The sequence below is a fragment of the Mesorhizobium sp. B2-7-3 genome (genome assembly GCF_006440715.1).
Classification (GTDB): domain Bacteria; phylum Pseudomonadota; class Alphaproteobacteria; order Rhizobiales; family Rhizobiaceae; genus Mesorhizobium; species Mesorhizobium australicum.
In genome coordinates this window covers 327,783-350,395 of sequence record NZ_VFTY01000004.1, presented here as the reverse complement: position 1 = coordinate 350,395, position 22,613 = coordinate 327,783, and the positions used below count along the sequence as shown (strand labels likewise).

Below are 22,613 nucleotides of genomic sequence, written 5' to 3'. Positions count from 1 at the left end.
GGCACGCGTTCCCAGCGGGTGAGCGCAGGCGCGGATCGGCCTCAAGCCGAGCGGACATGGCCGGCGTCCTCGTCGAAATCGCGCTGCACCAGTTCGACCAGCGCCCGGATAGCATCATCGGCACCATCGCCATTGGCCCTGATGTGCAGCACCGTGCCCTTCGGCGCCTTGGCCGCCATCACCTTGACGATGCTTTTTGCATCGAACCATGGGCCGTTGGCGGCGAGTGCAATCTCCACCTCGGCGGCAAAGCTCTTGGCGAGCTTGGTGAACTTCACCGAAGGACGCGCGTGCAGGCCCACATCGTGGGTGATCAGGACGGTCGCTTCGGCGGTTGCGGACATGTGTTCAAAAATCCCATTCGCTCACGACGGCGACAATTCGTGCGCCGTCGCCACCACTTCCCGGAGCGAGGCGCCGCCGGATGCCTCGGTCGCCGCCATCACCGCGCCCTCGACGATCGGCGCGTTGCAGACGATGATTTTGTGCGCACGCGGCTCGCCGATCAATTCCACCGCCATTTCCGAATTGGTCTCGGCGCCGCCGAGATCGACAAGAATGGCGACGCCGGCGTCCGACCAGGCCTTGTCGATGGCGCCCATGATCGCCTCGACATTGGTGCCGAGCCCGCCATGGCCGTTTCCGCCGCACCACGCAAGCGGCACCTCGTCGCCGACCATTTGGCGTACCATGTCGGCCGTGCCCTCGGCGACCAGCGGCGAATGCGACACGATCACAATCCCGACATTGCTCATGCTTTGCCCCCGATGATTTGCGCCAGCGTGCGCACCAGCAGCGCGGTCGAGCGCGCGCCGGCATCCATATGGCCGATCGAGCGGTCTCCGAGGAACGAGGCGCGGCCGCGCAGTGCCTTCATAGGCACGGTGGCTTCGGCCGCGGCGTCGGCGACGTTGGCTATTTCAGCCGCCGTCCTTTCCCCGGCCAAGGCGTCATGCACCGGCCGCAGCACATCGAGCATGGTTTTTTGTCCTACCTGCGACTTGCCGCGCGCGGCCACCGCTTCGATCGCCTTGCCGAAGGCAGCCGTCAGATCGGCGCGGTCGGGTTCAACCGAAATCTCCTTGCCGAGCGCCATGAACAGCGTGCCGAACAACGGGCCGGAAGCGCCGCCCACCGTCATCACCAGCTTGGTGCCAATTGCCTTCAGGGCGTCCGGCAACGGCTTCGCGGCGAACACGTCGGCCTCGGCCCGTACGGCGTCGAAGCCGCGCTTCATGTTCAGCCCGTGGTCGCCGTCGCCGATCGCCTGGTCGAGCGCGGTCAGTTCCTCGGCGTGCGCGGCAATCGCATCCGCGGCGGCCGTGATAAGCCTCGAAAGGTCCAGCGCCGTCATGTCGCCCGAATTCCCGGTTTGCACCTTGCCGGCAGTAGCGAAAGAGCGGTCGTTCGACAACTGGTGCATGCGTCAGGCCGTGACAAGCAGTGTGGCGGCGGCCGCGAACACCTCTGCCACGGCATGAGCACCCGGATCGACCACGCCCTGCAATCCGGCACCGACATAGGCGGACCGCCCGGCTTTTGCCTTCTCCATGGCCGCGGTGGCCTCCGCACCGCGCCGGGCTGCTGTCGCCGCGTCGCCAAGGCCGTTGCCGTCGAGGGCCTTCAAGGCCGGCTCCAGCGCATCGACCATGGTGCGATCGCCGGGTTTGGCGCCACCGTAGAAGGTCATGCGTTCAAGCCCGGCGAGCAGGGCCTTGGGCACACTGGCGCCAGCGTCCAGGGCCCGTCCGGCCGCCGTGAAAAAGATCGACAGCAGCACCCCGCTGGAGCCGCCCATCGATGCGCTCAATATGTCGCCCACTGCACCTAGGGTCGCCGCGGGGTCGGCAAGCGGCAGCGTGTCGAGCCGATCAAGAACGCTTCGTGCGCCGGTCGCCACCGTCGAGCCGGTGTCGCCGTCGCCCGCCTTGGCGTCCAGTCCGTTCAATGCCGCTTCGAGCGAAATCAGCTTCTCGCAGACCGTGACGATCAAGCGCCTGGTGCCGGCATCCTGGCTGGCCCTGTGTGCCGCGCTTTGTCCGGCTGCTTTCGCCATCGGTACGACAGCGGGCGCAACGAGCGGCTTGGCGGGCATCCAGGCGTGCGGGCCGACCGGCGCCAGCAAGGCGGCCTCGCGTGCCGCATCGAGCCGGATCAGCGACAGCGAGAACCCGTTCATGTTGAGTGCCGTCATCAACGATCCGGGACCGGTTGTGAACTTCACTGTCTTTGCCAGCGGTGAGGCAAGCACCGCATTGGCAACCAGCGACATTTCGAGCGGCGGCACGGAGCCGAGATTGTTGATCAGCAAGGCATGATCGGCCTTCGTGTCGAGCCGCCCCGCGAGGCGCTCCGCCATGACAGCCACCAGCTTGTCGGCACTCTGCACCGCGATGCGCTCGACGCCCGGCTCACCGTGGATGCCGAGGCCGAGCTCGCCATCGTTTTCGCCAAACCTGTCCTCGTGCGGCTGGCCGGGAATGGAGCAGGACGACAACGACATTCCGAGCGAGATGATATCCTTTGCCGCCGCACGCGCGGCCGCCGCGACGGATACCAGGTCCTTGCCGGCTTCCGACAGGTGGCCTGATATCTTGTGCACGAATAATGTGCCGGCAACGCCGCGCGGCTGGGCGATGTCGGGCAGCGCGATGTCGTCGGCGACGATCACCATCTCGACGGCAAAACCTTCGGCGCGCGCCTTCTCGGCAGCGAGGCCGAAATTGAGCCGGTCGCCGGTGTAGTTCTTGACGATCAGCAGGCAACCGGCTGGTCCGGTGACCGCGCGAATGGCCGCCATAACCGCTTCGACGCTCGGCGAGGCGAATATCTCGCCCGAGACCGCCGCCGTCAGCATGCCTTTGCCGACGAAGCCGGCATGCGACGGCTCGTGCCCGGCGCCGCCGCCGGAGACGACGGCAACCTTGGACTTGTCCCAATCGGCGCGCAGCACGACCTTGATCTCGGGACACCCGTCGAGGCGCGCGAGGTCGCCTGAGCCAATGGTGCGCAACAGGCCGTCCAGGGCCTCGGTGACGATCGTTTCCCTGCGGTTGAAAAAGTGCTTCATCGAATTCGTCCCGTATTCGCAATCTCAATCGGAAGCCGGCGTCGCCTTGGCGGGCGCCGAAGCCGCTCACATCAATCGTTGTCCGTCGGCGCCGAAATAGAGCGGCGAGCGGTAGCGGATCACCACCTTGTCGCCTTGCGCCAGATCGGTGTCGGGATCGGTCAGCGTCACCAGCTTCTTCGGCCCCACCGTCACGTGCAGATGGTTCTGATCGCCGAGATGCTCGACCCAGTCGACGACGCCATCAGCATGGCCATTCACGGCCTTCTCGATCGCCAGGTGCTCGGTGCGCGCGCCGATTGTCCTGGTGCCGGCCGGCGCGCCGCCATCGGGAAGTAGCCCCGTCGGTAAAAGATTGATCGCCGGCTGGCCGAGCCTTGCCGCGACATGCAGATTTGCCGGTTCCGAATAAATGGTTCGTGGTGAACCGATCTGTACCAGCACGCCGTCGGCGAGGATGCCGATGCGATCGGCCATGGTCATCGCCTCGATCTGGTCGTGCGTGACGTAGAGCATGGTGGCACCGAGCTCGGACTGGATGCGCTTCAATTCGAGCCTGAGATCCGCGCGCAGCTTGGCGTCGAGCGACGACAGCGGCTCGTCCATCAGGTAGATGGAAGGCTTGCGCACCAGCGCGCGGCCGATGGCGACACGCTGCATTTCGCCGCCCGACAATTTGGTCGAACGGTTGGAAAGCTTGTGATGGATGCGCACCATCTTCGCGACCTCCTCGACCCGGCGGCGGATTTGGTCTTCCGGTATTTTCCGCGCCGGCGAGCGCAGTGGGAAGGCGAGATTGTCGAACACCGACAGATGCGGATAGAGCGAATATTGCTGGAAGACGAAGGCTGTGTCGCGCTCGGCCGGTGACAGGGTCGTGGCATTGTGGCCGCCGATCTCGATCGTACCTGCATCCGGCCGTTCCAGCCCTGCGATCAGCCGCAGTGTGGTCGTCTTGCCGGCGCCGGTCGGCCCCAAGAGCACGACGAATTCGCCGTCCGATATATGCAGGTCGAGCCCGCTGACGGCGACATGGTCGCCGAAGCTTTTGGTCACGCCTTTAATGTGCACGTCAGCCATGCTGCGCTCTCCCCAACGACGCTGTGTCGTGGATTGCCGTTCTCACCGCGCGCCCGGAGCCTTTTTCGAACAGCGACAGCCGCGCGCCGTTCAGTGTGAGGCCGACATGGTCGCCAGCATTGAGCCGGATTTCGGCCGGCACCCGCGCCTTGATGATGCCGTCCGCCGTTTCCACCGCGACGATCTGGGTGGTGCCGAGATATTCGGTGCCGTAGATGGCGCCGCGCAGCTTGGATGCATCGTCGAAGCGGATGTGTTCGGGGCGAATGCCGAGCGCCATGTCGGCAGGTGCTACGTCCTCGCGCACCTCTGGCACTGCCACTGTCGCCCCTTGGACGACCACCTCCTTCGCGCCTTTTGTGAGTCCACCGCCAAATTTCAAAAAATTCATCGGCGGCGAGCCGATGAAGTCGGCCACGAACATGGTAGCGGGGCGGTCGTAGATTTCGCGGGGGCTGCCGAACTGCTCGATGACGCCATGGTTCATCACTGCGATTTTGTCGGCCATCGACATCGCTTCCATCTGGTCATGCGTGACGTACACGGTCGTCGCGTGGATGCGGTTGTGCAGTTCGCGCAGCTCATGGACCATTAGGTCACGGAATTCAGTGTCGAGCGTGCCGAGTGGCTCGTCCATCAGGAAGCATTTCGGCCGCCTCACGATGGCGCGGCCGAGCGCGACGCGCTGGCGGTCGCCGCCGGCAAGACCGGATACGGATTTGTTGAGCAGATGGTCGATGCGCAGAAGCTTCGCCGTCTCCTCGACGCGGGTGCGGATCTCGGCCGAGGGCATGCCTTGCGCCAAGAGCGGAAAACCGATGTTCTTGCGCACATTCATGTGCGGATAGAGCGCGAACAGCTGGAAGACGAATGCGATGTCGCGCTCGCGGGCCCTGAGCATGGTGACGTCGTCGCCGCCGAGCAGGATCTGGCCGCCGGTCGGCAGTTCGAGCCCGGCGATCATTCTCAGTGTCGTCGTCTTGCCGCAGCCCGATGGCCCCAGCATGACGAAGAACTCGCCGTCCTCGACGACGAAGTTGGAATCCTGGACGGCGACGAAATCGCCGAAGGCCTTTCTCAGATGTTGGACGCGAATTTCGGCCATGATTATTCCGGGAACTTCGAGACGATGATGAACATCACCGTGCCGGCAAGCATGGTGATGAAGGAATAGGTGTAGAGCGACAGCGCGAAGGGCTGGAACAGCATCAGGAAGCCGATGGCGATCAGCGCCGTGGCAATGTTTTCCATCAACCCGCGCCTGGCCCAGCGGGGCCAGCGCGATTTCCTGGAGATGGCGGGGCGCCTCATGCGTAGCTTCCTCCCTTTTCCCCGTTCAAAGGGAGAGATGGTTGCCCGGTGGTTCCCCCACTCCGTCGCTGCTCCGCAGCGCCACCTCTCCCCCCTCCGGAGGGAGAGGAAGGGAGCCTGGCTGAATCAAGTTCGCGCCCTTCCACACTAATCATTTGCGCACCGCACCGAAGGTGATGCCGCGCAGCAATTGCTTGCGGAGCAGGATGGTGAAGACCAGGATCGGCACCAAGAAGATCGTCGTGCCGGCCGCCACGGCCGGCCAGTCCTGGCCGCCTTCGCCTATGATGGTCGGGATGAAGGGCGGCGCTGTTTGTGCCGTGCCGGAAGTCAGCAGTGCGGCGAAGGCATATTCGTTCCAGGCGAAGATCAGGCAGAAGATCGCCGTCGCGGCAATGCCGGTGGTCGCCTGCGGCAGCACGGTGCGCCAGAAGGCCTGCAGCCGCGTGTAACCGTCGATCATCGCCGCTTCCTCATATTCGCGCGGGATCTCGTCGATGAAGCCCTTGAGCAGCCACACCGCCAGCGACACGTTGACCGCCGTGTAGAGCAGGATCATGCCGAGGGCGGTGTCCGACAGGCCAAGCTCGCGGTACATCAGGTAGATGGGAATGGCGACCGCGATCGGCGGCATGAAGCGTGTCGACAGGATGAAGAACAGAAGGTCGTCGGCGAGCGGCACCTTGAAGCGCGAGAAGCCGTAGGCCGACAATGTGCCGAGAAAGACGGCGCAGAAGGTCGAGCCGAAGGCGATGATCAGCGAATTGATGAAGCGCGGCAGGAAGTTGGATGGTCCGGCGATCACCATGTTGCGCTTGCGCACGGTCTCGTCGCAGAAGCCCGTCGCCGGTCCGAGCGAGTTGATATATTCAGGCGTCTGCCTGGTGCGCGTCGTGAACAGGTTGCAGTAGCCCTCGATGCTCGGCTGGAACACGATCTTGGGCGGATAGGCGATCGAATCCGGCGGCGTCTTGAAGCTGGTGGCGAAGATCCACAGGAGCGGCACGATCGAGATCAGCGCGTAGGCGATGATGATGGCGCCGGCGATGCGCTTCGAATTCGACGAGGGCGCGACGACCGAATGGGCTGTGGTCAGGCTCATCTCTGCTTCACCTTGTTGAGCGCCTTGACGTAGATGTTGGCGAGACCGAACACCGCGACGAACAGGATGATGGCGAAGGCAGAGGAATAGCCGGTACGCCAGCTCTCGAATGCCTGCCGTTTCAGCGTGATCGAGGCGACTTCGGTGGTCGAGCCCGGCCCGCCGCCGGTGAGCAGGTTGACCATGTCGAACATCTTGAAGTTCTCGATGCCGCGAAACAGCACCGCCAGCATGATGAAGGGCAGCGCCATCGGCAGCGTGATCGACCAGAACTGCCGCCAGTTGGAGGCGCGGTCGACCTCGGCCGCTTCATAAATATATTCGGGGATCGAGCGCAGGCCCGCGAGGCAGATCAGCATCACGTAGGGCGTCCACATCCAGGTATCGACGATGATGATCGACCACGGCGCCAGCGAGACGTTGGAAAGCATCTGGATGCTTGTCGGCGGAATGCCCGACACGAACGAGATGACATAGGAAAACAGGCCGATCTGCGGCTCGTAGAGGAAGCGCCAGAAATTACCGACCACCGCCGGCGACAGCATCATCGGCACCAGGATCAGCGTCGTCCAGAAAGCGTGGCCGCGAAACTTGCGGTCGATCAGCCAGGCCAGCGTGAAGCCGATCAGCGTCTGCAAGAGGATGGTCCAGAACACGAAATGCGCTGTCGTCTGCATGGCGATCCAGATGTCCTGGTCGCCAAGGATGCGCTGGTAATTGGCGAAGCCGAGGTTCTTCACCACCTCGTTTGGCCGGTTCGCGCGAAAATTGGTGAACGACAGGTAGATCGCCCAGAACAGCGGGAAGATGTTGATGGCGAGCAGCAACAGGATCGTCGGCGAGATGAACAGCCAGGCGAGGCCCTTGTCGCTGATGCCCCGGACCTTGCGGGCCAACGGTTCCGGGGTCGCCCGGGCAACGGTCTCCGCGGTCCGATTGAGCATGGTCAGTCCTGCTTCGGTCACTTCGTTCGTCTCTGTCATGGAATTTATCTGAACCGCGTCCCGTGCCAAGGGTGGCACGGGACGCGGGGTCATGGCTCGGGAGGAGCCTTGCGGTTGTCGCGGCTACATCTTGCCGTCGTCCTGGAAGACCTGCGTCCAGTCCTTGACCAGGCCGTCGAGAGCATCCTTGGCTGAACCCTGGCCGGCGACGACATAGTCATGGAAGCGCTTCTGCGAGGCTTGCAGCAGCGGTGCGTAGCTCGGCTCGGCCCAGAAGTCCTTCACGATCGCCATCGAGTCGAGGAAGGTTTGCGCATAGGGCTGGCTGGCCGGGAATTTCGGGTCCTTGACCACCGCGTTGAGGCAGGAATAACCGCCGAGCGACCACCATTTGGCCTGGACGTCCTTGTTGGCGAACCACTTGATGTATTTCAGCGCCGATTCCTGCTTGTCGGAATAGGAGACCACCGAAATACCCTGGCCGCCGAGCTGGGCGAACTGGGCGCCGCCGGGACCCTTGGGATTGACGAAATAGCCGATCTTGTCGCCGCCGACATTCTCGTCCTTCTGCAGGCCCGGCCATGTGAAGGCGAAGTTCATGTGCATCGCCACCTGGCCGGATTTGAAGGCATCGACGCCTTCGCCCATGTAGCTGTTCGAGGCGCCCGGAGGGGTGCAGCAATCGTAGAGCGCCTTGTAAAATTCCAGGCCTTTGACGGCGTCTGGCGAATTGACGAAGCCTTCCATCTCGTAGGGCTTCTTCGGGTTCTCGTATTGGAAGCCGTAGCTGTAGAGCACGTCCATGGCGCCCATGGTGATGCCTTCCGAGCCGCGCTCGGTGTAGATCGAGGCGCCATAGACCGTCTTGCCGTCGACCTGCCGCTTCTGGAAGAATTCGGCGATCTGCTTCAACTGGTCGAAAGTGGCCGGCGGGCCGAGGTCCCAGCCATACTTCTCCTTGAATTCCTTCTGCAGTTCGGGCTTGGAGAACCAGTCCTTGCGGTAGGTCCAGCCGACGACGTCGCCCATGGCCGGCAGCGCCCAGTAGTTGGGCGTGTTCTTCGGCCATTCCGAATAGCCGACGACGGTCGCCGGCACGAAGTCGTCCATGCTGATCTTCTCCTTGTCGAAGAAGTCGTTCAGCTTGACGTAATGGCCGTTCTCGGCCGCGCCGCCGATCCATTGGCTGTCGCCGATGATCAGGTCGCAGAGCTTGCCATGCGAGTTCAGCTCATTGAGGAAACGGTCGGCGTAGTTGGTCCACGGCACGAACTCGAATTTCATGCCGATGCCGGTTTCCTTGGTGAAATCCTTGGACAGTTCGACCAGCGCGTTGGCCGGGTCCCAGGCGGCCCAGCATAGCGTCAGGTCTTCAGCGTGCGCGGCGCTCGAGACGGCTGTCGACGCTGCGATCGCCGAGGTCAGTCCCAACGCCAGTTTCAAGCTCGATTTCATGCCTTCCTCCCATTTGCGAAACACGTCCGGATGACGGTCTCAAGATCCCTCAACCTCTCTCCTCAGAGGCCCAAACATGGCGGCGTCGTCGCGTCGCGGATGTTTAGTAATTTGTTTAGTGATGCAATTTTTACTAAACAAGGCAAGCGAATTCGTTGCTGCGCCGCAACATGCTGAAGCCGGTCTCTGAAAATGTTGGGAAAAGCGCCGGGCATCAGGCGGACGAGCGCGGAATGCGATACCCCTGGCCGATCGTCCGCGGGTTCAGTCGACCCGTTTGGTGCTCACCATCACCGTCCGGATCGGTGGCGCCGGCGGCAGCAGCGCGCGGATGTCGCCGAAGGGAAATGTCGGCTCGAAGCGGAAGGCTTCGGCCAGCGAACCTTGCGCGCCGTTGCACTGGCCCGAGCGAAAAAGGTTCTGCGTCAGTGCAATGTCGACGAAGCGGTCCGGGTCCTGCGACTGGTGCATGCGGATCGCTTTGGCTTTGATGTCGGCATGGGCGGAAATATCGACATAGTGCGTCGGCGAGAATCCGGTGCCGCCCATCGTATCGGCATGCAGCACCGGAACCCCGAACGAAGCAGCGATGCGCACGCCGTCCGACAGCGCGCGGTGGTCGGCATGATAGTCGTTGGGCGCGTGCGTGATCGCCAGGTCCGGCCCGATCTCGCTGATCAGTGTTTTCAGTGCATCGATCAGCGCAGCGTCGGCCACCAGCCCGCCATCGGGAAAGTCGAGGAAGCGGGCTGCCGCCCCGAGCAGCGCGGCAGCGGCCATTGCCTCCTCGCGCCGGAAACGAGCCAGAACAGCGGGATCGCTGTTGCCGCCCCTGGCACCATCGGTAGCCACGGCAAAAGTGAGTTCTGCGCCTTGCGCGGCATAGGCGGCCATCGTACCGAACATGAAGATCTCGATGTCGTCTGGATGGGCACCGAGCGCCAGTATTTTCAACTTTCTCTCCCGGAAATGAAAAACGTGCCGAACGGAATCCTGCTCGCCCTGATCGCCTATGCAAGCTATTCGGGCAGCGATGCCGTTATCAAGAGCCTGGGCGGCCAATTCACGGTGTTCGAGATCGGCTTCTTCTCGACTTTGTTTGCTGGCTGCTTCCTCTTCTTCAGCCGGCCGGCCAACGAGCGCTGGCGTGATTTCTGGCGTGCCAAACGTCCCTGGGCGGTGCAGGCGCGGGCCTGGGCCGGCATCGCGTCGGGCGTGCTCAGCGTTTATGCTTTCACCACCATTCCGCTGGCCGAGACCTATGCGCTCATCTTCTGGCGCCGCTCTGCGTCACCATTCTATCCACGGTGATCCTCAAGGAAAAGGTCGGGCCCTGGCGTTGGCTGGCGGTGGTCGCCGGCTTTGCCGGCGTCATGCTGGTTGTCAGGCCGGGCTTTCGCGATCTGCACCTTGGTCATCTTGCCGCTTTCACCATCGCTTTCCTCGCCGCCACCAACGTCATCCTGATGCGGTCGCTGGCGCAGCAGGAAAAACGCACGACCATGCTCGGCGTGCTGATCGGCTATGGACTGCTGTTCAACGGCATCGGTGTCGCCGCGACCTCCTTCACCGTCCCGGATGGAAAACAGCTGGCATGGCTGGTGATGGCGGGCGCCTTCACCGCCTGTGGACAATTGCTGCAGTTGCTGGCCGCCAAATACGCTCCGGCCAACCGGATTGCGCCGACGCATTATTCGCAGATCGTCTGGGCGGTCATCCTCGGCGCGCTGTTCTTCCGGGAATATCCGGACTGGCTGTCGCTTGTCGGCCTCGCCGTCGTCGGCGGATCGGGCCTGCTGACCATGGTGCGCGAGGAAGTGCGGCTGGGCACGGTGCGCTGGAATCCGTTTTCCCGCGCACGGCTCTAACCGGGCCCTGATGCGATAAAGTTGCACGGCGCCCGCGACCGCTGATATGCGGGCGTAATGACGACCAAACCCTTGCCGGAACTTCCGGTATCCGCCGTGCTGCCGGCGCTGAGCGAGGCGCTCGGCTCTGGCAACAGCGCCGTGCTGGTGGCGCCACCCGGTGCCGGCAAGACCACGCTGGTGCCGTTGGCGCTGCTCGATGCGCCCTGGCTGGGCAGGGGCAAGATCGTCTTGCTCGAACCGCGCCGGCTTGCTGCCCGCGCCGCCGCGCGCCGCATGGCCGAGTTGCTGGGGGAAGAGCCTGGCGCCACCATCGGCTACGCCATGCGCATGGAAAACCGCACCTCGGCGCGGACGAAAATCCTGGTCGTCACCGAGGGCGTGCTGGCGCGCATGATCCTCGACGACCCTGAACTGCCCGGCGTTTCGGCGGTCATCTTCGACGAATTCCACGAGCGCTCGCTCGACGGCGATTTCGGTCTCGCTCTTGCCCTCGATGTGCAAGGCGCGCTGCGGCCGGATCTGCGTCTGCTGGTGATGTCGGCAACGCTCGACGGCGCACGGGTCGCGAAACTCCTGTCGGGCGCGCCGGTGATCGAAAGCGAGGGCCGCGCCTTCCCCGTCGATGTCAGATACGACGAGCGGCCGGCCGGCATCCCGATCGAGGACGCCATGGCCAAGGCGATCCGCGCCGCCCTTGCCGAGGAGAGCGGCAGCGTGCTTGCCTTCCTGCCCGGCCAGCGCGAGATCGAGCGCACCGCCGAGCGGCTGGCCGGCAAGATCGGCGCCGACACCGATATCGTGCCGCTCTATGGCCAGCTCGACGGCAAGGCGCAGGACGCGGCGATCAAGCCGGCGCCGCCAGGCCGCCGCAAGGTGGTGCTGGCGACCTCCATCGCCGAGACCTCCATCACCATCGACGGCGTGCGCGTCGTCATCGATTCCGGCCTGTCGCGGCTGCCGCGCTATGAGCCGGCCAGCGGACTGACCAGATTGGAAACCGTGCGCGTCAGCAAGGCCTCCGCCGATCAGCGCGCCGGCCGCGCCGGCCGCACGCAGGCGGGCGTCGCTATCCGGCTATGGCGTGCCGAGCAGACGGCGGCACTTCCCGCCTTCACACCCCCGGAAATCCTCGAGGCGGACCTGTCGGGTCTGCTGCTCGACTGCGCCGCCTTCGGTGTCGCTGATCCAGTCAGTCTTGCTTTCCTCGATCCGCCGCCGGCTCCCGCGCTCAATGAAGCACGGGCGCTGTTGCGGGCGCTTGGGGCCATCGATGAAGCAGGGCGGCTGACGGACGCCGGCGCTGCGATGCGCAAGCTCGCTCTGCCGGTCCGGCTGGCGCATATGGTCGCCGAGGCGGCCAGCAGCGGTCATGGTGGTGAGGCGGCCATGCTTGCCGTGCTGCTGACCGAGCGTGGCCTTGGCGGTGACGGTGCCGACCTCGAACGGCGACTGATGCGCTTTCGCACGGAAAGATCGCCGCGTGCCACGTCGGCGCGCCAGCTTGCCGAGCGCCTGGCCAGGCATGTAGGCGGTGCGAAGACCAGCGGAGCTGTTCCAGCCGGAACCCTGCTCATCCACGCCTGGCCGGATCGCGTCGCCAAGGCGCGCGGCGAGCGCGGCCGTTTCGTGCTGGCCAACGGTTCCGGCGCCATGCTCGACGCCGGCGACCCGCTGGCGGGCGAGCCGTTTCTGGTCGTCGCGGACCTGCAGGGCAAGGCGCAGAATGCCCGCATTACGGCGGCTGCGGCAAGCAGTGAGGAGGACATCCGGGCAGCACTTGGCGGCAGGATCGAAACGCGCCGGCAGACGAGTTTCGATCGCGACAGGCGCGCCGTGCGGGTGCGCGAAACCGTGCGCCTTGGCGCCATCACGCTCGCCGAACGCATGTTGCCGCCGCCGGCCGGCGCCGATGCCGACCGCGCCATCATCGAGGCCCTGCGCGAGCATGGGCTTTCCCTTCTGACCTGGAGCAAGGAGGCGCAGACGCTGCGCCACCGGCTGTCCTGGCTGCACAAGGGCTTGGGCGAGCCCTGGCCCGACATGTCGGATGAAGCGCTCATAGCGCGCCTCGACGACTGGCTGCTGCCTTTTCTGTCCGGCGCGGCCTCCCTGGCCGCCATCGATCCCGGAACTGTCGCGGCCGGGCTGGCGTCGCTCGTGCCGCATGACCTGCAACGCAAGATCGAAGCACTGGCGCCGACTCATTTCGATGCCCCGTCGGGCAGCCATGTGCCGATCCGCTATGACGGCGAATGGCCGGTTCTGGCGGTGCGCGTGCAAGAATTGTTCGGCCTCGACCGCCATCCGTCGATCGCCAACGGCACCGTCCCCTTGACGCTTGAACTGTTGTCGCCGGCGCACCGGCCGATCCAGACGACGCGAGACCTGCCTGGCTTCTGGCGCGGCTCCTGGACCGATGTGCGCGCCGACATGCGCGGCCGCTATCCCAAGCATGTCTGGCCGGAAAACCCATTGCTCGCCGCCGCCACCGCCCGCGCCAAGCCGCGCGGGACCTAGCCTTTGCTGGTTTGCGGCTGTAATCCATGGCCATGATCAACATCCTGAACACGCCCGACTTCCAGCAAAGCCAGCGACTGCGCCTCAACACGCTGATCCGGCTGCGCTGGCTGGCCATTGTCGGCCAGAGCGTGACCGTGCTCGTCGTCGCCTACGGCCTGAAGTTTCCGCTGCCGGTCAGTCTGTGTTTTGCCCTCATCGCCTGTTCGGCCTGGATGAACCTGTTTCTGGCCTTTCGCTTTCCGGCCGCGCACCGGCTCACCCCGTTCGCCGCCTTCGGCATCCTGGTCTTCGATAGCCTGCAGCTTGCCGGCCTGCTCTACATGACCGGCGGCCTGACCAATCCGTTCTCGCTGCTGATGACCGTACCCGTCGTCATTTCGGCGACGTCGCTGCCCCTTCGCCTCACCGCCATCCTCGGCGGGCTGGTGATGATCGCGGCGACCTTGCTGGTCTTTCGCCATCTGCCGCTGCCCTGGTACGAAGGCGCGCCCCTGGTGATGCCCTTCATCTATGTCGCCGGCATGTGGATGGCGGTGCTGTCCTCCATTGCCTTCACCGCCATGTACGCCTTCCGGGTGGCCGCCGAAGCCCGGCTATTGGCCAACGCGCTCGCCGCCACGGAACTGGTGCTGCAGCGCGAGCAGCACCTTTCCGCGCTCGACGGGCTGGCGGCGGCGGCGGCGCACGAACTCGGCACCCCGCTCGCCACGATCACGCTCGTCGCCAAGGAGATGGAAAAGGCGCTCGGCAGCGATCCGAAATACGGGGAAGACGTGAAGCTGCTGCGCTCTCAGAGCGAGCGCTGCCGTGAAATCCTCAAGCGCCTGACCAGCCTGTCGTCGGAGGGCGAGGCACACCTGTCCCGCCTGCCGCTGACCTCGCTGGTCGAGGAGGTGACCGCACCACATCGCGACTTCGGCATCTCGATCAAGCTTCGCCCTGGCGAGCGGACCGGGCCGGAGCCGGTCGGGCGCCGCAATCCCGGCGTCATCTATGGTCTCGGCAATCTGGTCGAGAACGCCGTCGATTTCGCCCGCAAGAGCGTCACCGTGCGCTGGAGCTGGGACGAGGCGACGGTCTCCTTCTCGATCACCGATGACGGCCCGGGTTTCCCGCCCGAGATCATCGACCGCATCGGTGAACCCTACATGTCGACACGCCAGGGCACGGAAGCCGGAGGCGGCCTCGGGCTCGGCCTGTTTATCGCCAAGACATTGCTCGAACGTTCGGGCGCCACGCTCGACTTTCGCAATTCGAGCGGCCTCGGCGAAGGGGCCGTGGTGCGGATTTCGTGGCCGAGAAGCGTCTTCCTGAACCCGGAATCGGCCCCAGCCACCATGTTTGACACTGCGTAAATTGGACAATGGCCCCGCAAAACTATATCTGCGTAAAAATAAGGCAGCAGGAATTTTCGAGACGATGACAGGCGATGAGAACAGTGGGCCTATGGTTGAAGGCGAGGACACCTCGCTTCTGATCGTCGATGACGACAAGCCGTTCCTGACCCGTCTGGCCCGTGCCATGGAAACCAGGGGTTTCGTGGTCGAGACGGCGGAGAGCGTCGAGGAGGCCGTGGGCAAGGCGCGCGCCAATCCGCCCGCCTATGCGGTGGTCGACATGCGGCTGGGCGACGGCAACGGCCTCGATGTCGTCGCCGCCATCCGCGAGAAGCGTGAGGACTCCCGCACCATCATCCTGACCGGTTACGGAAACATAGCCACCGCGGTGACGGCGGTGAAGCTCGGCGCCGTCGACTATCTGTCGAAACCCGCCGACGCCGACGATGTCTTTGCGGCATTGACCCGCACCACCGGCGAGCGCGCCGCGCCGCCGGAAAACCCGATGTCGGCCGACCGCGTGCGCTGGGAGCACATCCAGCGCGTCTACGAAATGTGCGAGCGCAACGTTTCAGAGACCGCACGCCGGCTCAACATGCATCGCCGCACGCTGCAGCGGATCCTGGCCAAGCGCGCGCCGCGCTGAGAGACTGTTTGGAAATTCTGCTCTGGCGGCCATTGGGCGGCGATTTCTGCGCTTCCGCTGCCCCGGACGAATGTCCGCTGCGCTACGGTTCTCGAAACCACCACGCATGACTCGTCGGAGCGAACTTCGAAACAGTCTCCGAGGCGCTGAAAAGGGTCCCCTGCTTGCCCGGCGGCCGGACTTTGCGCATCATTGCAATGACGCACGCCGGCAGGCGGCATGACGGAGGCGACATGCAGGATTTGAAGCGACGGCCGGTTTCCGTTTTCCGCGAGTTCCTGGACAGCGAGGCGGCCGGCGGCATCATCCTGATGGTGGCCGCCGCCCTTGCCCTGATCGTCGCCAACTCGCCGCTCGCCGGGACCTACTTCTCGGTTCTCCACGCCTATCTCGGCCCGCTCAGCGTCTCGCACTGGGTCAATGACGGGCTGATGGCGGTGTTCTTCCTGCTCGTCGGGCTGGAGATCAAGCGCGAGATGCTGGACGGCCAGCTCTCGACCTGGCCGCGCAGGGTGCTGCCCGGCATCGCGGCGGCCGGCGGCATGGTGATGCCGGCGCTGGTCTATGTCGCCATCAACAGCAACAATTCGGCCGCACTGTCCGGCTGGGCGATCCCGACCGCCACCGACATCGCCTTCGCGCTCGGCGTCCTGTCGCTGCTCGGCAGCCGCGTGCCGGCCTCGCTGAAGGTCTTCCTGACCGCGCTTGCCATCATCGACGACCTCGGCGCCGTCATCATCATCGCCATGTTCTACACCAGCGGCCTGTCGCTGGCCTATCTCGGCGCTGCCTTCGCCGTCATTGCCGTGCTCATTGTGCTCAACCGCATGCGGGTGATGAGCCTTGTGCCCTATCTCGTGCTTGGCGCCATCCTGTGGGTACTGGTGCTGAAGTCCGGCGTCCATGCCACGCTGGCCGGCGTGGCACTAGCGCTGACCATTCCGCTCGAACGCTCGGCCGGCATCGGCCACGACCTTGACCATTCGCCGCTGCACCGGCTCGAGCACGGCCTGCACAAGCTGGTGGCGTTCATCGTCATCCCGATCTTCGGCTTTGCCAATGCCGGCGTTTCGCTCGCCGGCCTGAGTTTCGGCGCCCTGATCGAGCCGCTCACGCTGGGCGTTGCAGCCGGTCTCGTCGTCGGCAAGCTGGTCGGCGTCTTCGGCTCCTCCGCGCTCGCCATCCGCTTCGGTCTCGCCGACCTGCCGGCCAACGCCGGCTGGTCGCACATGATCGGCATTTCGCTCCTGTGCGGCATCGGCTTCACCATGAGCCTGTTCATCGGCCTGCTCGCCTTCGCCAACGACGTGGCGCTGCAGGACGCGGTCAAGGTCGGCATCCTTGCCGGTTCCTTCATCGCCGCGCTTCTTGGCGCCGCGGTGCTGCTGATGGCCCCGGCCGTGGGTGGTGAGGAAGAGACGGAGTAGCCGTTCCGGGCTGGAGCATCTGCTGGCAACGCCGCGCCGCCTCTCACCTGGTTGCCGCCATCTCCCCGTAAACGGGGTCGAAAGGGTGGGCCGCAACACAGCCGCCTTTTTCTGCAACGCCGGCGATCGGCGAAATCCATGATGAGAGCGCCCGGCAGGCAGATGAGGGGCGGCGCCAGCATCTGACAGTTGCGGCGTCAATTTCAGGGCCGCGATTACTCGCTCTCCCCCTCCAGCACCGGCACCGCGACCCCCGCCAGCTCCGCCGCCAGCAGCCGCGCCGCGCCGGCGCGCGCGATGCGCAGCATCAGCGCCTTGCGCGTCGCCGCCGCCATGCGGTGCTCGGGCGCATCGCGTAAAATCTCGGCCCCATAGCCGTCGGAGAGAATGAAGCCGCATTCCTCGGGAAAGATTTCGGCCGGCACGCCAGGATGTGTGGCGAAAAAGAAGCGGTCGGAATGCAGCCGGTAATCAGGCCATTTGCGGTCGACGCGAAAATCCTCGATCGAGGATTTGATCTCGATGATCCAGATATCGCCCTGCCGCGTCAGCGCCACGAGATCGGCGCGCCGGCCGGTGGCCAGCGACAGTTCAGGCAGCACATGCGCGCCCATCTGCATCAGCAACCGCTGCACGCCCCGCCGCACCAGCATGGCGCGCTCGGACTGGCGACCGTCGATCAGAGGGTTCAGGGGAATCGGCGAGATGATTGGCATGGCAGGCACCATGCCAGACTTTGTTCACGGTTTGAACCCGGTTTTTAACGGCGATTATCTGGTTGACAAACCCAACATGATTACGTAGGGTAAGGACATAGGAGATTTCCATGTCCGTTCTGTCCCGCCCCGAGTTCCATGACGAAGCCAAGGCTTTCGAGCATGTGGAATCGATACTGTGGCCCAACGGTCCCGTTTGCCCCAAGTGCGGTAGCGTTGATCGCCACTACGCCTTGAAGGGCGTTCGCACCAAGCCCTCCAAAAAGAACCCGCACGGCATAGAGCGGCACGGCCTGTACAAGTGCAGCGCTTGCCGCTCGCAGTTCACCGTCCGCATGGGTTCGATCTTCGAGGAGAGCCATTTGCCGCTGACCAAGTGGCTACAGGCTATCCACCTTATGTGCGCCTCAAAGAAGGGTATCAGCGCCCACCAGATGCACCGCATACTCGAATGCACCTATGAGGCCGCTTGGTTCCTGTGCCACCGCATTCGCCTTGCTATGGCGTCTGGCGAGCTTTCCCCGATGGGCGGCAACGGCAAGACCGTCGAAGTTGACGAGACGTATATCGGTCGCTTGAAGGATACCCCGGTAAAGGCCGGCACTTCTCACAAGAACACTGTCGTTACGCTTGTCGAACGTGGTGGCCGCGCCCGTTCCTTCCATGTCGATACCGCCCGCATTGGCACCGTGATGCCTATCGTTCGCGCCAACATCGCCAAAGAAAGCGCCTTGATGACTGACGAGGCTGGCATGTACCGCCGCGTGGGCCAGGAATTCGCTTCCCACGATGTCGTGACGCATTCTAAGGACGAATACGTACGCTACGAAGGCGAAAAGACCATCCATACGAACACCGTCGAAGGCTTCTATTCGATCTTCAAGCGCGGCATGAAGGGCGTTTACCAGCATTGCGGCGAACAGCACTTGCACCGCTATCTCGCTGAATTCGACTTCCGCTATTCGAACCGCATCGCCATGGGCGTTGATGACGGCACCCGCGCTTTCATCGCCTTGAAGGGTGCTGCCGGTAAGCGCCTCACCTATCGCAGACCTGATTGACGCGAAGCGAACCCACTTCCGAAAGCCAGTGCAGTTGGAATTGCCACTCTGGCGATATCGACAACCCTCCAGCCCCGGTGAACAGATCAAGGGGATTCACAAACGAAAGCGGCGGTGATATATGTTCACCGCCGCCGTAGTTTTTTCGCTGTGGCCCACTTCGAGGCTCCTTTGACCAGCCAGTCAGGGAGCCTCTCTCATTTATCCCGCGCCGTGACCGTGAGCGTGTCACAGGCTAGGGAGACCCTTCTTATCTTCACCGTTCGCTCCTTTCCCGAGCACTCGTTGCTCGATTTGCCGATAAGGCCAGAAAGTTTCGATTCGGTCAAGGGTATATGAACTAGCGATCTGAACTGGCATTGAACGGTGAACTGAACTCGGCTATATGTCTCTCACAATTGGAGAATCGCATATGGCCGACGATGCTTCCACGCGCTTTCCATTTATCAGTCTAGAGAAGGCTCTGGCGAAGGCGCAGCAGCTTTTTGACGGAGACCGCGCCGGTAAGCCAATGCCGGTGGTAACCGCCTTTGAGCTATGGGGCTACAGTCCCAAAAGCAGCGGCGGGTTTCAAACGACAGGCGCTCTCAAGCAATACGGGCTGTTAGAAGATGAAGGTTCGAATGCTGATCGCAAGCTCAAATTGACCGGGGCGGCACGGCGCTATTTTCTTGACGAGCGAGACGAAATTCGCGCCGACATGATCGCTGCCTTTGCATTGCACCCGCCGCTTTTCCGGTGGCTTTGGAAGAAAGACCGTTGGAGCGAAGGAATTCCGGCCGATACCGTCGCGCGAAGCCACCTTAAGGTAGAGCGGAATCTGAATGACCAGTCGGCTCGCTCACTGCTGACAATCTTCAAAGAAAACGTTCAATTTGCGGGCCTGAAGCCTAGCGCAAATCAGGATACCCCTTTAGAATCGGCCGCACAAACGGAGCCTGCACACAAGCGTTCCGTAGAAGCGGAGCTAGCGAAAGCCATGGTTTTGGAAACAGCAACGGCCGCTGTGTCGGCACATGCGAGCGCTGCCCCTTCCCCTTTCTTAAGCCCGGAAGGCGTCGCAGCGATTGACGCTCGCATCGTCGGTGGTCGTGTTATCATCAATGCGAACGTCGATCTGAAAGGCCTACGCAAACTGCGGCGTCAAATTGCGATGTTCGAACAGATGCTATCGATGGATGACGAGGACGATGAGGTCGGAACAATTGAAGAAACCCAAAAGCGATTCGTCGGGTAAGTTCCAGATCGACAAGTTTCGCGAAGCCGCGCGTGAACTCAAAACCGACCAGTCCGAAGCCGCCTTCGACAAGGCGATGGACAAGATCGCCCATGCGCCGAAGCTCACCAATGAGCAGATAAAGGAACTGGTGCGCCGGAAGCGCGGCGAGGCGGGCTAAGTACGGCGCAAAAAAGCCCCGCTATGGCGGGGCTTCATGGTCAGTTTTACGCTAGCCGAAACTAGCGCGCGAAACTCGCATCGCCGTGTCTTTCGTCACCCCTGTATTCGAGCGCTAGCTTTTTTTGGTCATCTGTCAGTGACGAAAAGAAGCCCGTCATGGGGCGGGGCGTAGCGCAAAAGGGTTCTGGCTCCGGAAGGGGCTTATCCCCGTACCAGAGGGAGAGAGACGTCCGGAATGCTTTTTTCAAAGCAAGCATGTCAAACTCCTTTCCTGTAATATGGCGCTTCATTCTTGGGGGATTCAAGCGCAAACCCGTAAACATTCTCGTAAAGGTAAACGAGGGCATCGTTTTTAGGTTGCAGCCGAATTTCCTTTTTCCCGCGCGCCTGAGCATAATTCGCCGCAGCTTCGAGCGCAATCAGTAAACGGCGACCCTTAAGTGGGCAATCTTGTCGCGGGTCGCCTTCTAAGAATCTAAGCACGACCGCCTGGCCCGTAGTTAGGGCCAACGCTATAGCGCAAAGGCGGTCTCCGTGCCAAATAGCCATTGGCATGGCATCCGGTTCATTGTGCCTTCGAAATATTTCCGGCCAATCGAAATGCGTCTCGCCCCATTCATCAGCAATGTAACGGAGTGCTCGCCCGCTAACCTCGGTTACCTGAAATGTGGTGCCAATAGGCTTAGCGAGCGACTCAGCCGCCTTGCAGGCGTCGTGCTTATTCTGAGCGTATCGCTTTTTTGCGGCGGAAAGATGTGCGGACAAAACTCAACAACATGATCGAAAATCGACTCATGTTAGCATCTACTGCCTTCGAGCATTAAAGTCACCGATACATCTCAACTTGCGCCAGTTTCGCTACGAAAGATGGCCGGATGGCGTTACAGGGCCTGTAGCCATTCCCCTACGGCTGGGTAGCGGGGTGGCGAGCGGCTAGAAGCCCCTATCTGTTGAATTGAGCCGCTTCCGGTTTTTCAAATCAGCCCTATAAAAGTTAATCGCCAGCAACGCTGGCAACCCGATGCCGCCGACAACAACCAGCGCGATTGGGCCAAACCACCTGTAAGCCAAAACCCCGATCAAGCAGAGGATCATGGTTCCTATGAAACTGCTAAAGGGCACTAGCATGATGGCTAACTTGTAGCACTGTCATAGTCAGAGTCCTATGATTTGATTGGGTTTGTCAACCAGATAATCGCCTTTTTAACGGCGATTATGTATTTGACAGACCTGGAGGGAGTTTGCCGGCTGACCGGGGCGGCTCGGCGGTTTGGGGGGACATCAATACGGGCAAAACCGCCGAGCCTGACTGGCGGCGGCAAATTTGGGGATTTGGGAGTTCGCCGTCAGCTTTGACCAGGATATCGCAGGGTTGACGGGTTCGCGTCATTCGAACGAAGGGCGAGTGGATGTAGCAGTGGTCCGCATTGCGCCTATGTTCGGTTCGCTCTTTCTGACCTTTCGCGGGACGTGGGCCGAAGAACCCTACCGCTGCCAGAAGCCCCGGTGCACCGATACAAGTTCATCCTCAATTTCGGGGAAGGGGCCGTGGACCTCGATCTTCTTCTGTCCAGAGCCGAGCACAATTCGCGCGGACAGGCTCATCGTCGGATTTTCGGGATGGTCGCCGGTCAGCGCGAGAAGCTCGGTCTCCTCGAAGCCATAGACCAGCTGGCCGATATTCGCCCAGTAGAGCGTTCCGGTGCCCATCGCGCAGGGCTCGCCGGTCGAGACCAGCGTGCATGTCCAGAGAAACTCCGGCGGATAGGCTGCCGCCGCGCGCCGCGCAAGTTCGGTCTCGGCGTGATGAACGGTGTCGATATTGCCTTGGCGCATGAGGATTGCGTCGTCGGGGCCGACCAGCACCGCGCCGAACGGATGGTGGCCGTGCGCGGCAGCCTCGCGGGCGACCGCATCGGCGGCGCGAAGGTGGGCGAGCATCTGGTCGCGGGTCATGCGCTCTCTCCGGTCATTGGGGCCACTGGCCGGCGACCAGCGGCAGTACTTTTACCCTACGCTGATATCAGAGCGCGCAATATACCACACGAACCCATGCTGGCGGCTTCACGAGCGCGTGGCAAGGCGGCTAACGCCGCCTTCGCCCAGGCCACCCTCTTCAACAGGTGGTCTATCGCTTCCGCGGTTGGGTTTGCCGCCGGCCAACGCCGCCCCCGCCATGTCATCCAAAATCGGGCAGTCCGGCCGCTCGTCGCCATGGCAGGCGTGAACGAGCTTCTGCAGCGTCGAGCGCATCGATTGCAGTTCGCGCACCTTCTCCTCGATGGCGGTGACGTGGGCGGCGGCGATTGCGCGCACGTCGTGACTGGCGCGGCCGCGATCCTTGTAGAGCGCCGTCAGCTGGCGACAATCGTCTATCGAAAAGCCGAGATTGCGCGCGCGGCGCAGAAAGGCCAGCCGGTGGATATCGTCGCCCGAATAATCGCGATAGCCATTGGCGGCGCGCGCGGGCGCGATCAGGCCGATCTCCTCATAGTAGCGGATGGTCTTGGCCGGCAGGCCTGAGCGGTGAGCGGCGTGGCCGACATTCATGACGGATCCTCGAGTTTCGCGGGCCTGCGATTCAGACCCATTGAATTTCCTTCACAATCCGGTGAAGTATGTTGCCGAAATGCCATAGTGATACGCATACCAGCACGTAAGTCCCCGCATATAG

The 22,613-nt window shown here is 63.0% G+C and carries 21 protein-coding genes and 1 pseudogene; 8 read left to right on the top strand and 14 right to left on the bottom strand.

Going from position 1 to position 22,613, the window contains the following annotated elements:
• Positions 1–41 precede the first annotated feature (41 nt).
• The 11 genes from FJW04_RS11835 to FJW04_RS11785 all read right to left on the bottom strand — a co-directional run bounded on the left by FJW04_RS11835 (position 42) and on the right by FJW04_RS11785 (position 9,916).
• Positions 42–344, bottom strand: a complete 303-nt coding sequence (locus tag FJW04_RS11835; RefSeq protein ID WP_015314199.1) for an HPr family phosphocarrier protein — start codon at positions 342–344, stop codon at positions 42–44.
• A 21-nt stretch (positions 345–365) separates the two neighbouring features.
• Positions 366–755: a dihydroxyacetone kinase phosphoryl donor subunit DhaM gene (gene dhaM / locus FJW04_RS11830; RefSeq protein ID WP_015314198.1), complete on the bottom strand. Its 390-nt coding sequence runs from the start codon at positions 753–755 to the stop codon at positions 366–368.
• Entirely contained in the window at positions 752–1,354 is a 603-nt protein-coding gene (gene dhaL, locus FJW04_RS11825) for a dihydroxyacetone kinase subunit DhaL (RefSeq protein WP_140614922.1), read from the bottom strand. The genes dhaM and dhaL overlap by 4 nt, the downstream gene beginning before the upstream one ends.
• A gap of 72 nt (positions 1,355–1,426) precedes the next feature.
• Positions 1,427–3,070, bottom strand: a complete 1,644-nt coding sequence (locus tag FJW04_RS11820) for a dihydroxyacetone kinase subunit DhaK (protein WP_140714264.1) — start codon at positions 3,068–3,070, stop codon at positions 1,427–1,429.
• Positions 3,071–3,136: 66 nt separating this feature from the next.
• Complete coding sequence (locus tag FJW04_RS11815; RefSeq protein WP_140614920.1) at positions 3,137–4,150, bottom strand: ABC transporter ATP-binding protein; 1,014 nt, start codon at positions 4,148–4,150, stop codon at positions 3,137–3,139.
• Positions 4,143–5,255 carry an ABC transporter ATP-binding protein gene (locus FJW04_RS11810; protein ID WP_140714262.1) on the bottom strand — a complete coding sequence of 371 codons (1,113 nt, stop codon included), beginning with the start codon at positions 5,253–5,255 and terminating at the stop codon, positions 4,143–4,145. The genes FJW04_RS11815 and FJW04_RS11810 overlap by 8 nt, the downstream gene beginning before the upstream one ends.
• A 2-nt stretch (positions 5,256–5,257) precedes the next feature.
• Complete coding sequence (locus FJW04_RS11805) at positions 5,258–5,461, bottom strand: hypothetical protein (protein ID WP_140660525.1); 204 nt, start codon at positions 5,459–5,461, stop codon at positions 5,258–5,260.
• 151 nt (positions 5,462–5,612) lie between these two features.
• Positions 5,613–6,563, bottom strand: coding sequence for a carbohydrate ABC transporter permease (locus tag FJW04_RS11800; RefSeq protein ID WP_015314192.1), 951 nt, complete (start codon positions 6,561–6,563; stop codon positions 5,613–5,615).
• A complete protein-coding gene (locus tag FJW04_RS11795; RefSeq protein ID WP_041163577.1) occupies positions 6,560–7,507 on the bottom strand; it encodes a sugar ABC transporter permease in 948 nt (315 codons plus the stop codon). Before FJW04_RS11795 ends, FJW04_RS11800 begins: the two co-directional genes overlap by 4 nt.
• A gap of 123 nt (positions 7,508–7,630) precedes the next feature.
• Positions 7,631–8,962, bottom strand: a complete 1,332-nt coding sequence (locus FJW04_RS11790; RefSeq protein ID WP_015314190.1) for an extracellular solute-binding protein — start codon at positions 8,960–8,962, stop codon at positions 7,631–7,633.
• A gap of 264 nt (positions 8,963–9,226) precedes the next feature.
• The gene (locus FJW04_RS11785; protein WP_140714259.1) at positions 9,227–9,916 is read right to left on the bottom strand and encodes a PIG-L deacetylase family protein; all 690 of its coding nucleotides are present in this window, start codon (positions 9,914–9,916) and stop codon (positions 9,227–9,229) included.
• Between the two features lie 24 nt (positions 9,917–9,940).
• Here FJW04_RS11785 and FJW04_RS30635 point away from each other — a divergent pair.
• The 5 genes and pseudogenes from FJW04_RS30635 (at position 9,941) to nhaA (ending at position 16,763) form a co-directional block, all read left to right on the top strand.
• A pseudogene (locus FJW04_RS30635) lies at positions 9,941–10,830 on the top strand (DMT family transporter).
• A 57-nt stretch (positions 10,831–10,887) separates the two neighbouring features.
• On the top strand, positions 10,888–13,350 hold the full coding sequence (gene hrpB / locus FJW04_RS11775) for an ATP-dependent helicase HrpB (protein WP_140714257.1): 2,463 nt from the start codon (positions 10,888–10,890) through the stop codon (positions 13,348–13,350).
• A 26-nt stretch (positions 13,351–13,376) separates the two neighbouring features.
• Entirely contained in the window at positions 13,377–14,708 is a 1,332-nt protein-coding gene (locus FJW04_RS11770) for an ActS/PrrB/RegB family redox-sensitive histidine kinase (RefSeq protein ID WP_140614913.1), read from the top strand.
• A 64-nt stretch (positions 14,709–14,772) separates the two neighbouring features.
• Positions 14,773–15,336: an ActR/PrrA/RegA family redox response regulator transcription factor gene (locus FJW04_RS11765; protein ID WP_015314185.1), complete on the top strand. Its 564-nt coding sequence runs from the start codon at positions 14,773–14,775 to the stop codon at positions 15,334–15,336.
• A 233-nt stretch (positions 15,337–15,569) separates the two neighbouring features.
• Positions 15,570–16,763, top strand: a complete 1,194-nt coding sequence (gene nhaA, locus FJW04_RS11760; RefSeq protein WP_140714255.1) for a Na+/H+ antiporter NhaA — start codon at positions 15,570–15,572, stop codon at positions 16,761–16,763.
• Between the two features lie 215 nt (positions 16,764–16,978).
• On the opposite strand, the gene FJW04_RS11755 is transcribed toward nhaA, so the two are convergent.
• A complete protein-coding gene (locus tag FJW04_RS11755) occupies positions 16,979–17,479 on the bottom strand; it encodes an MmcB family DNA repair protein (protein WP_181172924.1) in 501 nt (166 codons plus the stop codon).
• Positions 17,480–17,589: 110 nt separating this feature from the next.
• Here FJW04_RS11755 and FJW04_RS11750 point away from each other — a divergent pair, with 110 nt between their 5' ends.
• The 3 genes from FJW04_RS11750 to FJW04_RS11740 all read left to right on the top strand — a co-directional run bounded on the left by FJW04_RS11750 (position 17,590) and on the right by FJW04_RS11740 (position 19,937).
• A complete protein-coding gene (locus FJW04_RS11750) occupies positions 17,590–18,540 on the top strand; it encodes an IS1595 family transposase (protein ID WP_140714251.1) in 951 nt (316 codons plus the stop codon).
• Between the two features lie 412 nt (positions 18,541–18,952).
• Positions 18,953–19,777, top strand: coding sequence for a hypothetical protein (locus FJW04_RS11745; protein WP_140714249.1), 825 nt, complete (start codon positions 18,953–18,955; stop codon positions 19,775–19,777).
• The gene (locus tag FJW04_RS11740) at positions 19,746–19,937 is read left to right on the top strand and encodes a hypothetical protein (RefSeq protein WP_181172923.1); all 192 of its coding nucleotides are present in this window, start codon (positions 19,746–19,748) and stop codon (positions 19,935–19,937) included. The genes FJW04_RS11745 and FJW04_RS11740 overlap by 32 nt, the downstream gene beginning before the upstream one ends.
• A 1,487-nt stretch (positions 19,938–21,424) precedes the next feature.
• Here the strand turns inward: FJW04_RS11740 and FJW04_RS11735 are convergent.
• Positions 21,425–21,895 carry a nucleoside deaminase gene (locus tag FJW04_RS11735; protein WP_140714245.1) on the bottom strand — a complete coding sequence of 157 codons (471 nt, stop codon included), beginning with the start codon at positions 21,893–21,895 and terminating at the stop codon, positions 21,425–21,427.
• A 108-nt stretch (positions 21,896–22,003) separates the two neighbouring features.
• A complete protein-coding gene (gene cueR / locus FJW04_RS11730) occupies positions 22,004–22,489 on the bottom strand; it encodes a Cu(I)-responsive transcriptional regulator (RefSeq protein WP_140714243.1) in 486 nt (161 codons plus the stop codon).
• Positions 22,490–22,613: the final 124 nt, after the last annotated feature.

Coding starts and splice junctions, on each gene's coding strand:
- FJW04_RS11750 (WP_140714251.1), top strand. CDS start 17,590: ATGTCCGTTCTGTCCCGCCCCGAGTTCCATGACGAAGCCAAGGCTTTC.
- cueR (WP_140714243.1), bottom strand. CDS start 22,489: ATGAATGTCGGCCACGCCGCTCACCGCTCAGGCCTGCCGGCCAAGACC.
- FJW04_RS11745 (WP_140714249.1), top strand. CDS start 18,953: ATGGCCGACGATGCTTCCACGCGCTTTCCATTTATCAGTCTAGAGAAG.
- dhaL (WP_140614922.1), bottom strand. CDS start 1,354: ATGACGGCGCTGGACCTTTCGAGGCTTATCACGGCCGCCGCGGATGCG.
- dhaM (WP_015314198.1), bottom strand. CDS start 755: ATGAGCAATGTCGGGATTGTGATCGTGTCGCATTCGCCGCTGGTCGCC.
- FJW04_RS11805 (WP_140660525.1), bottom strand. CDS start 5,461: ATGAGGCGCCCCGCCATCTCCAGGAAATCGCGCTGGCCCCGCTGGGCC.
- FJW04_RS11795 (WP_041163577.1), bottom strand. CDS start 7,507: ATGCTCAATCGGACCGCGGAGACCGTTGCCCGGGCGACCCCGGAACCG.
- FJW04_RS11735 (WP_140714245.1), bottom strand. CDS start 21,895: ATGACCCGCGACCAGATGCTCGCCCACCTTCGCGCCGCCGATGCGGTC.
- hrpB (WP_140714257.1), top strand. CDS start 10,888: ATGACGACCAAACCCTTGCCGGAACTTCCGGTATCCGCCGTGCTGCCG.
- FJW04_RS11770 (WP_140614913.1), top strand. CDS start 13,377: ATGGCCATGATCAACATCCTGAACACGCCCGACTTCCAGCAAAGCCAG.
- FJW04_RS11800 (WP_015314192.1), bottom strand. CDS start 6,563: ATGAGCCTGACCACAGCCCATTCGGTCGTCGCGCCCTCGTCGAATTCG.
- FJW04_RS11820 (WP_140714264.1), bottom strand. CDS start 3,070: ATGAAGCACTTTTTCAACCGCAGGGAAACGATCGTCACCGAGGCCCTG.
- nhaA (WP_140714255.1), top strand. CDS start 15,570: ATGCAGGATTTGAAGCGACGGCCGGTTTCCGTTTTCCGCGAGTTCCTG.
- FJW04_RS11810 (WP_140714262.1), bottom strand. CDS start 5,255: ATGGCCGAAATTCGCGTCCAACATCTGAGAAAGGCCTTCGGCGATTTC.
- FJW04_RS11815 (WP_140614920.1), bottom strand. CDS start 4,150: ATGGCTGACGTGCACATTAAAGGCGTGACCAAAAGCTTCGGCGACCAT.
- FJW04_RS11765 (WP_015314185.1), top strand. CDS start 14,773: ATGACAGGCGATGAGAACAGTGGGCCTATGGTTGAAGGCGAGGACACC.
- FJW04_RS11790 (WP_015314190.1), bottom strand. CDS start 8,962: ATGAAATCGAGCTTGAAACTGGCGTTGGGACTGACCTCGGCGATCGCA.
- FJW04_RS11835 (WP_015314199.1), bottom strand. CDS start 344: ATGTCCGCAACCGCCGAAGCGACCGTCCTGATCACCCACGATGTGGGC.
- FJW04_RS11755 (WP_181172924.1), bottom strand. CDS start 17,479: ATGCCAATCATCTCGCCGATTCCCCTGAACCCTCTGATCGACGGTCGC.